The sequence below is a fragment of the Streptomyces sp. UH6 genome (assembly GCF_013421635.1).
GTDB lineage: Bacteria > Actinomycetota > Actinomycetes > Streptomycetales > Streptomycetaceae > Streptomyces > Streptomyces abyssomicinicus.
In genome coordinates this window covers 1-10,332 of record NZ_JACADT010000106.1, presented here as the reverse complement: position 1 = coordinate 10,332, position 10,332 = coordinate 1, and the positions used below count along the sequence as shown (strand labels likewise).

Here is a 10,332-nt window from a genome sequence, read left to right as displayed (position 1 = left end):
GCTTTCTGCTTTATGGAGAGCTCCGACCTTCGGGCGGACCCCTCCGCGTCCGGGCGTCGGCCCTGGCGGTAAGGTTCGATCGCACCATTGACACGTATCCCACAGGAGGCCCCCGGGTGGAGGTCCAGGAGACCCGCGTCCAGACGGACCGGGTACTCACCATCCCCAATATCCTCAGCATGGCGAGGCTTCTCGGCGTGCCCCTGTTCCTGTGGCTCATTCTGCGGCCCGAGTTCGGTGGCCCCAAGAGTGACGGCTGGGCCCTGCTGGTGCTGGCGCTGAGCGGTGTCACCGACTATCTGGACGGGAAGCTCGCGCGACGCTGGAACCAGATCAGCAGCCTTGGCCGGCTATTGGATCCGGCGGCGGACAGGCTCTACATCCTCTCCACCCTGCTCGGTCTGACGTGGCGGGAAATCCTTCCGCTGTGGCTGACGATCGTGCTGCTGGCGCGTGAAGCCGTTCTGCTGGTGATGGTGGCGATCCTGCGCCGGCACGGTTATCCGCCGCCGCAGGTGAACTTCCTCGGCAAGGCGGCGACGTTCAACCTGATGTACGCCTTCCCGCTACTTCTGCTGAGTGACGGCAGTGGCTGGCTGGCCTCATTGGCAGCGATTTTCGGTTGGGCGTTCGCAGGGTGGGGTACAACCCTCTATTGGTGGGCAGGAGTCCTCTACGTGGTTCAGGTCCGACGCCTTGTTCGCGCGGACACCATGGCCACTGCCGACTGACTCGCCGATGAGTGGCCCCTCGGGGCCGGATGGCCCGTGTCCGGAACATGCGGGACGATTCGTGCGGAGGCTGTCGGTCTCACCGTCGTCTGTCAGAGGAGGACGCTTCCGACATGAAGGCCGTCGTGATGGCCGGAGGCGAGGGCACCCGCCTTCGCCCCATGACCTCGAGCATGCCCAAGCCGCTCCTGCCGGTTGCCAACCGGCCGATCATGGAGCACGTGCTGAGGCTGCTGAAAAGGCATGGGCTCAACGAAACCGTGGTCACTGTCCAGTTCTTGGCCTCTTTGGTCAAGAACTACTTCGGTGACGGCGAAGAGCTCGGTATGGAGCTCACCTATGCCAACGAGGAGAAGCCACTCGGCACCGCGGGAAGCGTCAAGAACGCCGAAGAGGCACTCAAGGACGACGCCTTCCTCGTGATCTCGGGTGACGCCCTTACCGATTTCGACCTGACCGAGCTGATCAATTTCCACAAGGAGAAGGGCGCCCTCGTCACCGTCTGCCTGACGCGTGTGCCGAATCCGCTGGAGTTCGGCATCACGATCGTTGACGACGAGGGCAAGGTCGAGCGCTTCCTGGAGAAGCCGACCTGGGGCCAGGTCTTCTCCGACACCGTCAACACGGGCATCTACGTGATGGAGCCCGAGGTCTTCAAGTACGTCCAGCCCGATGTCCCGGTGGACTGGTCGGGTGACGTCTTCCCGCAGCTCATGAAGGAAGGCCGGCCGATCTACGGCTATGTCGCCGAGGGCTACTGGGAGGACGTGGGCACGCACGAAAGCTACGTGAAGGCACAGGCCGACGTCCTCGAGGGCAAGGTCGACGTCGACATCGACGGCTTCGAGATCTCGCCCGGGGTGTGGGTCGCCGAGGGTGCCGAGGTGCACCCCGACGCCGTCCTGCGCGGGCCCGCCTACATCGGCGACTACGCCAAGGTGGAGGCCGGCGCGGAACTGCGCGAGCACACCGTGATCGGTTCCAACGTGGTCGTCAAGAGCGGCGCCTTCCTGCACAAGGCCGTCGTCCACGACAACGTGTACGTCGGGCCGCACAGCAACCTTCGTGGCTGCGTGGTCGGCAAGAACACCGACATCATGCGGGCCGCTCGAATCGAGGACGGCGCCGTCATCGGTGACGAGTGCCTGATCGGTGAAGAATCGATCGTGCAGGGCAATGTGCGGGTCTACCCGTTCAAGACCATCGAGGCGGGAGCCTTCGTCAACACCTCGGTGATCTGGGAGTCCAGAGGCCAGGCGCATCTCTTCGGCGCGCGAGGCGTCTCCGGCATCCTCAACGTCGAGATCACGCCGGAGCTCGCCGTGCGGCTGGCCGGCGCGTACGCGACGACCCTGAAGAAGGGCGCCACGGTCACCACCGCGCGCGACCACTCGCGAGGCGCCCGGGCCTTGAAGAGGGCCGTCATCTCGGCGCTGCAGGCCAGCGCGATCGACGTGCGCGACCTGGAGAACGTGCCGCTGCCGGTGGCCCGGCAGCAGACCGCCCGCGGAAGCGCGGGCGGCATCATGATCCGGACCACGCCCGGGGTGCCGGACTCCGTGGACATCATGTTCTTCGACAGCCAGGGCGCCGACCTGTCGCAGGCCGGGCAGCGGAAGCTGGACCGGGTCTTCGCACGGCAGGAGTACCGTCGCGCCTTCCCCGGCGAGATCGGGGACCTGCACTTCCCGTCCAGCACCTTCGACTCCTACACCGGCTCGCTGCTGCGCAACGTCGACACCAGCGGCATCGCGGACGCCGGACTGAAGGTCGTGGTGGACGCGTCCAACGGCAGCGCGGGACTGGTGCTGCCCAGCCTGCTCGGCAAACTCGGGGTCGACTCGCTGACCATCAACCCGGGCCTGGACGAAGCCCGGCCGACGGAGACCCTGGAGATGCGTCGGGCCGGGCTCGTGCGGCTCGGCGAGATCGTCGCCTCGTCGGGAGCGGCCTTCGGCGTGCGCTTCGACCCGGTCGGTGAGCGGCTGTCGCTGGTCGACGAGCGGGGCCGGATCGTCGAGGACGACCGGGCGCTGCTGGTGATGCTGGACCTGGTCGCGGCCGAGCGCCGCAGCGGCCGGGTGGCGCTCCCGGTGACCACGACCCGCATCGCCGAGCAGGTCGCGGCGTACCACGGCACACAGGTCGAGTGGACGACCACCTCTCCCGACGACCTCACCCGGGTGGGGCGCGAGGAGTCGACCATCTTCGGCGGTGACGGCCTCGGCGGCTTCATCGTCCCGGAGTTCAGCGGCGTCTTCGACGGCACGGCCGCCTTCGTGCGCCTGATCGGCCTGGTGGCCCGCACCCAGCTCACCCTGAGCCAGATCGACGCGCGGATCCCGCGCGCCCATGTGCTCAAGCGGGACCTGGCCACGCCCTGGGCGGTGAAGGGCCTGGTGATGCGCCGGGTGGTCGAGGCGGCCGGGGACCGGTTCGTCGACACCACCGACGGCGTGCGGGTCGTGGAGGCCGACGGGCGCTGGGTCCTGGTGCTGCCCGACCCCGCCGAAGCGGTCACCCACCTGTGGGCGGAAGGCCCCGACGACGCCTCGGCACAGGCGCTCCTCGACGAGTGGAGCACCGTGGTGGAGGGCGCCGGGCACTGAGCCCCGCCCCTGCCGGACAGCCGGGCGGACCCCGCGACGGGGTCCGCCCGGCACGCCGATGGGGCCGTTCGTGGTACAGGGTCGCGGCATGCGACGATGTGCGGCATGCCGCAGCAGCCCCCCGTTCGGAGCACTCCCGATCGCCCTCCGCGCCCGGACGCCTCCATGTCGCTGCTCACCAACGTCATGGACCACAGCCTCGACGACGGCTACGCCGAGGCCGCCGCGCGCAAGCGCGGCGAGGACGGCGGCATGCCGAAGACGCTCAAGGCGAAGCTGGGTCTGGCCGGCGGGCTCGTGCTGGCCGCCCTGGTGGTCACCCTCGGTGCGGCGCAGGCCCGCGAGGACGCCCCGGTGGTCGCCCGGGAGCGCGAGGAACTGATCGACAGGATCGAGCGGCAGACCGAGCGGGCCGACGAGCTCGAGGGCAGTGTCGACCAGCTCCGGGCCGAGGTCGGAGAGCGCCAGCGAGAGGCGCTGCGCGAGCACGGGGGCGGCGGCGACGAACTGGAGACGCTGCAGATCCTGTCCGGCGCCGTCGCCGTGCACGGGCCGGGCGTCAAGCTGGTCGTCGACGACGCGGAGGGCTCGGGCACGGGGGCCGACGGCGAGCCGCGCGGTTCGAGCGGGTTCTCCGACACCGGCCGGGTGCGTGACCGGGACCTCCAGCGGGTGGTCAACGGCCTGTGGGAGTCGGGCGCCGAGGCCGTCTCCGTCAACGGCCGGCGTCTGACCGCCCTGTCCGCCATCCGGGCGGCGGGTGACGCGATACTGGTCGACAACAAGCCGCTGGCACCGCCGTACACGGTGCTCGCGGTGGGGGACGGGAAGCGGCTCAGCACCCTGTTCCAGGACAGCGCGGACGGGCTCTACCTCTACGCGCTGCAGGAGAACTACGGCATCCGCACGGCCATCTCGGTCGAGCAGGACCTGCGGCTGCCCGCCGCCCCCAGCGTGATCCTGCGCACGGCCGAGCCGGCACAGACATCGGAACCAGCTGAGGCTGAACAGCCGGACAGCGGGAAGGGCACATCGTGATCGCCGTACTGGGCCTGGTCGTGGGAGTCGTGGTGGGCCTGCTGGTCCGGCCCGAGGTCCCGGTGGCCGTGGAGCCGTACCTCCCGATCGCCGTGGTCGCGGCGCTCGACGCCGTGTTCGGCGGACTGCGGGCCATGCTGGACGGCATCTTCGACGACAAGGTCTTCGTGGTGTCGTTCCTGTCCAACGTGGTCGTCGCCGCGCTGATCGTCTTCCTCGGCGACGAGCTCGGGGTCGGCGCCCAGCTGTCCACCGGCGTGGTCGTCGTCCTGGGCATCCGGATCTTCTCCAACGCCGCGGCCATCCGCCGGCACGTCTTCAGGGCGTGAGGCGATGAACGAGGAGAGGCACGAGGGGAACCCGGGGCCGCAGGACGGCCCAGGGAGGCCGGACAACCGGCTGCGCAAGGAGCTGCCGCAGGAGAGGCCCCCCTCGGCCGCTGTGCGGGGCGAGACGGAGGAGAAGGCTCCGACGGCGCTGACAGGGCGTCAGAGGCTCGCACAGAGCCTCTGGCCGCCCAGGGTGAGCCGTGCCCAGCTGATCGTGGCCCTGCTGCTCTTCGGGCTCGGGTTCGGGCTGGCCGTGCAGGTCGCCTCGCACAGCGAGGGCGACACCGCCCTCCGGGGCGCCCGGCAGGAGGACCTGGTGCGCATCCTCGACGAGCTCGACGACCGCACGGCGCGGCTGGAGGAGGAGCAGAAGAGCCTCGAGAGCCAGCGGTCGGAGCTGGAGAACAGTTCCGACCAGGCCGAGGAGGCCCGCCGTCAGACACTGGCCAAGGAGCGGCAGCTCGGCGTGCTGGCCGGGACGGTCGCGGCCGAGGGCCCGGGCATCACCGTGACGGTCCAGGACCCGCAGGACGCGGTGGGCGCCGACCAGCTCCTCGACGCCGTCCAGGAGCTGCGGGCCGCGGGCGCGGAGGCCATCCAGCTCAACGGGGTCCGCGTGGTCGCCGGAACCTATCTGACGGAGCGGACGGACGGAGACGCCGGAGTGTCGGTGGACGGGAACAAGATCGCCGCTCCGTATCGTTTCAAGGTCATCGGCAAGCCGCAGGATCTGGAGCCCGCGCTGAACATCCCGGGAGGGGTGGTGCAGACTCTGGAGAAGGAGCAGGCCACCGTCGTCGTGGAGCGTGGCACGAAGATCGTCGTGGACGCCTTGCGAGGGGCGAAGCGGCCTGACTACGCTCGGTCGTCGGCCCGGTGAGGCGGGGCTTCTCGGACGCCCTTCCGACGGAGTGTCGGATTGCGGGGGGTCGGCGCGCCATAGAAGTGGTGTGTGGTGGAAACTGTATGGCGGAGACGGACGTTGTGAAGATGTCCGGGTCGGCCGGTCGGTGCAGTCAGGGTTCGTCCTGCCCCACGGGCGGGTCTGTTTCGGTCAAGGGGAATCGCCCGTGAAGTTGTTTGCGAAGTTGTTCGGCAAGAGTGCGCGAGAGGGCGGCAGCGAGACGGCCCGCCATCGCGACGGTTCCGACGCCCAGAACCGTCCGCTCTACCGGGACCAGGTCGCTGGTCCGGAGGGTGGCAATTCCGGTGGTCACGGCGCGTCGGCCGTTGACCCTGCCCAGGCGGGCCGCATAGGTTTCGGGGACCCGTCGACCTCAGCGGCGGGGCAGCCGCAGCAGAAGGATCCGTCCATGTCGGCCCTGGTGTGTACGCGGTGCGGCAACCGCAATGCGGAGAACAGCCGCTTCTGCTCGCACTGCGGAGCTCCGCTCCGGGCCGGTGTCCCGGAGCGTCCCTCCGAGACGACCTCGACGATCTCCATCTCCGGCATCGAGTCGTACGACCCGGAGGCCACCGGCCAGACGCAGGTCCCGGCCCTGTCGCCCGAGGCGCAGGCCGCGGTCGAGGCGCTGCCTGCCGGTTCGGCCCTCCTGGTGGTGCGGCGCGGCCCCAACTCCGGCAGCCGTTTCCTGCTGGACGCCGAGCTGACGACGGCGGGTCGTCATCCGCAGAGCGACATCTTCCTGGACGACGTGACGGTCTCCCGCAGCCATGTGGAGTTCCGCCGCGACGCGAACGGCATCTTCACGGTGGCGGACGTGGGCAGCCTCAACGGCACGTACGTGAACCGTGAGCGCATCGAACAGGTCGCTCTGGCCAACGGTGACGAGGTCCAGATCGGCAAGTACCGCCTGGTCTTCTACGCGAGCCAGCGGGGCGTCTGACCCTCCGGACTCGTCCGGGGGCAACCCCAGGGAAGGTCCATGCTTGAACCACCGAGTGGCGGCGCCGGAACCGGCGCCGCCACCGCGGACAGCCGGCTGATGAGCATCGGCACGGTGCTGAGCCTGCTGCGCGACGAGTTCCCCGAGGTCACCATCTCCAAGATCCGGTTCCTGGAGTCGGAGGGGCTGGTCGAGCCCCGGCGCACCCCGTCGGGGTACCGGAAGTTCAGTGCCGGGGACGTCGAGCGGCTGGCCCGGGTGCTGAGGATGCAGCGGGACGGCTATCTGCCGCTGAAGGTCATCCGGGAGCGGCTGGACGCCCTGGAGGGCGTCCGGCCGGCCGATGACGCGGTGGGCGGCGAGCCGGGGTCCACGGGAGAGTCCGAGGACGGGTTCCCCGGTCCGGCCGGAGGGACCGACCCGACCCAGGACCCGGTGCCGGAGTCCGAACCGGACGGCGCCACAGCGGTGCGTGTCGGGCGGGACGAGCTCCTGGCGGCGGCCGGCAGCGGTGAGGAGCAGCTGGAGGCCTGGGAGTCGTTCGGGCTGATCGAGCCGCTGCCCGAGGGCGGATACGACGCGGCCGCGGTCACGGTGGCCACCCTGCTCGGCGAGATGGCCCGCTTCGGGATCGAGCCGCGCCACCTGCGGGCCATGAAGACCGCGGCGGACCGCGACGCCGGTCTCGTGGACCAGGTCGTCGCCCCGCTGAAGCGGCACCCCAACCCGGACACCAGGGAGCACGCGCGGGTCCGGACACGGGAGCTGGCCGGACTGACCACGCGCCTGCACTCCGCGCTGCTGCAGACCGCCCTCGGCGTGCGCCTGTCCTGACCTCCCGGAATCCACCCATGCCCTGCCCGACTACCCAAACCGTGCGAGCACGGCCTAGGGTTGCTGTGTGAACGAGCTCGATGTCGTAGGTGTCCGGGTCGAAATGCCCTCCAACCAGCCGATCGTGCTCCTGCGCGAAGTGGGAGGCGACCGCTACCTTCCCATCTGGATCGGTCCGGGAGAGGCGACGGCCATCGCATTCGCCCAGCAGGGCATGGTGCCCGCACGGCCGCTGACGCACGACCTGTTCAAGGACGTGCTCGAGGCGGTCGGCCAGGAGCTCAGCGAGGTGCGGATCACCGACCTGCGTGAGGGCGTCTTCTTCGCCGAGCTGGTCTTCGCCAGCGGCGTGGAGGTCAGCGCCCGCCCGTCCGACGCCATAGCCCTCGCCCTGCGCACCGGCACGCCGATCTACGGCAGTGACGGGGTGCTCGACGACGCGGGGATCGCGATTCCGGACGAGCAGGAGGACGAGGTGGAGAAGTTCCGCGAGTTCCTCGACCAGATCTCTCCCGAGGACTTCGGCACCAGCAATCAGTGACCCGCCCGTAGGTTCCCGTTCCCAGGCAGTCCGATGACGCGCCGGCCGCTCGCGGCCGGCGCGTCGGCAATTGCCGGTGTCACTGCAGCCGTCCTGCCGTCCGCGCCGGGCACATTCGGCTAGCCTTTCCCCGCGACGGGGCACGAAAAACCACTCGCAGGGTGATTATCACTCGGCGTGCCGAGTGTGGCGATCGTTGACGCACCCCTGACGACTGCCTACCGTCTGGAAGGCAGGTCTAGGACGGAGGTCGGCGTGAGAATGAGCGGCGACGATACGGCCGGCGCACCGGGACGTGTCCCGGGCGACAGCGGTTCGTATCGGCCCCACGGCAACACGGCCGGTTACGCGCCGCAGCGCTCGGCGACCGGTGCGGGGGGCCACGGCGGGGCGCAGACGACGTCCGAACAGGTCGGCTACCGCGGGCCCACGGCCTGTGCCGCGGCCGGGATCACCTACCGCCAGCTGGACTACTGGGCGCGTACGGGACTGGTCGAGCCGAGCGTGCGGCCCGCCCACGGATCGGGGACCCAGCGGCTCTACAGCTTCCGGGACGTCGTCGTCCTGAAGATCGTCAAGCGTTTCCTCGACACCGGGGTCTCGCTGCAGAACATCCGCACCACGGTCCAGCACCTGCGTGAGCAGGGGTTCCGCGACCTGGAGGGGATGACCCTGATGTGCGACGGCGCCACGGTCTACGAGTGCACCTCGCCGGACGAGGTGCACGCGCTGCTCCAAGGGGGGCAGGGCATCTTCGGCATCGCCGTCGGAGTGGTGTGGCGCGACGTGGAGAAGGCGCTCTCCCAGCTGCACGGCGAGCGCGTGGACACCGGCGAGACGCTGATCGGGCACAATCCGGCGGACGAACTGGCCCGCAGGCGGAGCAACCGGGCGGTCTGAGATCCGGCCGGGGGCCGCTGTGTCGGTGGTGTGCGGCACCATCGGTGGTGTGAGGTCCGCGCCGACGATTCTCCATCTCGACATGGACGCCTTCTTCGCCGCGGCGGAGCAGGCGTCCAAGCCGAGCCTGCGCGGCAAGGCGGTGGTGGTCGGCGGACTGGGCCCGCGCGGGGTCGTGGCCACCGCCTCGTACGAGGCACGCGTCTTCGGGGTGCGGTCCGCGATGCCCATGGGACAGGCGCGGCGGCTGGCGCCGCACGCCGCGTACCTGGCGCCGCGCTTCTCGCTCTACCGCTCCGTCAGCGACCAGGTGATGGCGCTGCTGCGCGCCCTGTCACCGCTGGTGGAGCCACTCAGCCTGGACGAGGCCTTCGTCGACCTGGAGGCCGGCGGGGTGGCCCGGGACCCGGCCTCCGCGCGGCGCGTCGGCGAGCGGCTGCGCGCGGACATCCGCGCCGCCACCGGGCTCACCGGGTCGGTCGGTCTGGCGGCGTCCAAGATGCTGGCCAAGATCGCTTCCGAGGAGGCCAAGCCGGACGGCCTGGTGCTGATCGACCCGGGGACCGAGCGGGAGCTGCTGGCGCCGATGCCGGTGCGGACCCTGCCGGGCGTGGGGCCCGCGACCGGCGACCACCTGCGCCGCGCCGGGATCGCCACCGTGGGGGAACTGGCCGAGGCCGGTGAGGACGAACTGGTGCGGCTGGTGGGCAGAGCCCACGGACAGGCGCTCTACGCGATGGCGCTGGCCCGCGACGAACGAGCGGTGGTGGCGGAGCGGGAGACCAAGTCGGTGTCGGTGGAGGACACCTACGACGTCGACATCCACGACCGGGTGCGGATCCGGCTGGAGGTGCGGCGGCTGGCCGACCGGTGCGTGCGGAGACTGCGGGCCGGCGGGCACGCGGGACGGACCATCCATCTGAAGGTGCGCCGGTACGACTTCTCCACGCTGACGCGGTCCGAGACGCTGCGCGGTCCGACGGACGATCCGGCGGTGGTCCGGGAGGCGGCGGCGCGGCTGCTGGAGGTGGTCGACACGACGGGGGGCGTGCGGCTGCTGGGGGTCGGCGTGTCCGGGCTGGCCGACTTCACCCAGGAGGACCTGTTCGCCCAGGCCGCGCACGCGGAGGAGGAGGCGGAGCCGGGTGAGGAGGAGGACGTCGCCGACCGGTCGATACCAGGGCGGGAGCCGTCGGTGGAGCGGCCGGTGCGGAGATGGACCGCCGGCCACGACGTGCGGCACGCGGTGTTCGGGCACGGGTGGGTGCAGGGAAGCGGGGTCGGGCGGGTCACGGTGCGGTTCGAGACGCCGGAGTCGCCGGCCCCGGGACGGGTGCGGACGTTCTCCGTCGACGATCCCGAACTGGAGCCGGCGGAACCGTTGCCGCTGGTCAGGTCGGAGGCACCCGTGGCATCCGCCGGCCAGGCAGGCCCCGCAGGCCCCGTGTCCGTCGGCCCCGTGGGGCCCGTGGGGCCCGGGTCGACGGGGAGTGGGCCTCGGCG

General features: G+C 70.6%; 10 protein-coding genes. All 10 read left to right on the top strand.

The genetic code is table 11. The features are described 5' to 3' along the window. Positions 1-116: 116 nt before the first annotated feature. The gene (locus HW445_RS08955; protein ID WP_151772037.1) at positions 117-731 is read left to right on the top strand and encodes a CDP-alcohol phosphatidyltransferase family protein; all 615 of its coding nucleotides are present in this window, start codon (positions 117-119) and stop codon (positions 729-731) included. Positions 732-844: 113 nt separating this feature from the next. Then, complete coding sequence (locus tag HW445_RS08950; RefSeq protein ID WP_180220490.1) at positions 845-3,340, top strand: mannose-1-phosphate guanyltransferase; 2,496 nt, start codon at positions 845-847, stop codon at positions 3,338-3,340. 96 nt (positions 3,341-3,436) lie between these two features. After that, positions 3,437-4,378 (top strand): DUF881 domain-containing protein, encoded by a 942-nt coding sequence (locus HW445_RS08945; RefSeq protein WP_180220489.1) that lies wholly within the window; start codon positions 3,437-3,439, stop codon positions 4,376-4,378. Further along, positions 4,375-4,707, top strand: a complete 333-nt coding sequence (locus tag HW445_RS08940; protein ID WP_108956887.1) for a small basic family protein — start codon at positions 4,375-4,377, stop codon at positions 4,705-4,707. The genes HW445_RS08945 and HW445_RS08940 overlap by 4 nt, the downstream gene beginning before the upstream one ends. A gap of 4 nt (positions 4,708-4,711) precedes the next feature. Continuing rightward, positions 4,712-5,587 (top strand): DUF881 domain-containing protein, encoded by an 876-nt coding sequence (locus tag HW445_RS08935; protein ID WP_180220488.1) that lies wholly within the window; start codon positions 4,712-4,714, stop codon positions 5,585-5,587. Between the two features lie 82 nt (positions 5,588-5,669). Beyond that, positions 5,670-6,554 carry an FHA domain-containing protein gene (locus HW445_RS08930; RefSeq protein ID WP_180220491.1) on the top strand — a complete coding sequence of 295 codons (885 nt, stop codon included), beginning with the start codon at positions 5,670-5,672 and terminating at the stop codon, positions 6,552-6,554. Between the two features lie 39 nt (positions 6,555-6,593). Next, positions 6,594-7,388: a MerR family transcriptional regulator gene (locus HW445_RS08925; protein WP_180220487.1), complete on the top strand. Its 795-nt coding sequence runs from the start codon at positions 6,594-6,596 to the stop codon at positions 7,386-7,388. 67 nt (positions 7,389-7,455) lie between these two features. Beyond that, a complete protein-coding gene (locus HW445_RS08920; protein ID WP_151772043.1) occupies positions 7,456-7,929 on the top strand; it encodes a bifunctional nuclease family protein in 474 nt (157 codons plus the stop codon). A gap of 255 nt (positions 7,930-8,184) precedes the next feature. Further along, complete coding sequence (locus HW445_RS08915; RefSeq protein ID WP_180220486.1) at positions 8,185-8,829, top strand: MerR family transcriptional regulator; 645 nt, start codon at positions 8,185-8,187, stop codon at positions 8,827-8,829. A gap of 49 nt (positions 8,830-8,878) precedes the next feature. Then, a partial coding sequence (locus HW445_RS08910) for a DNA polymerase IV (protein ID WP_180220485.1) occupies positions 8,879-10,332 on the top strand: 1,454 nt, incomplete at its 3' end.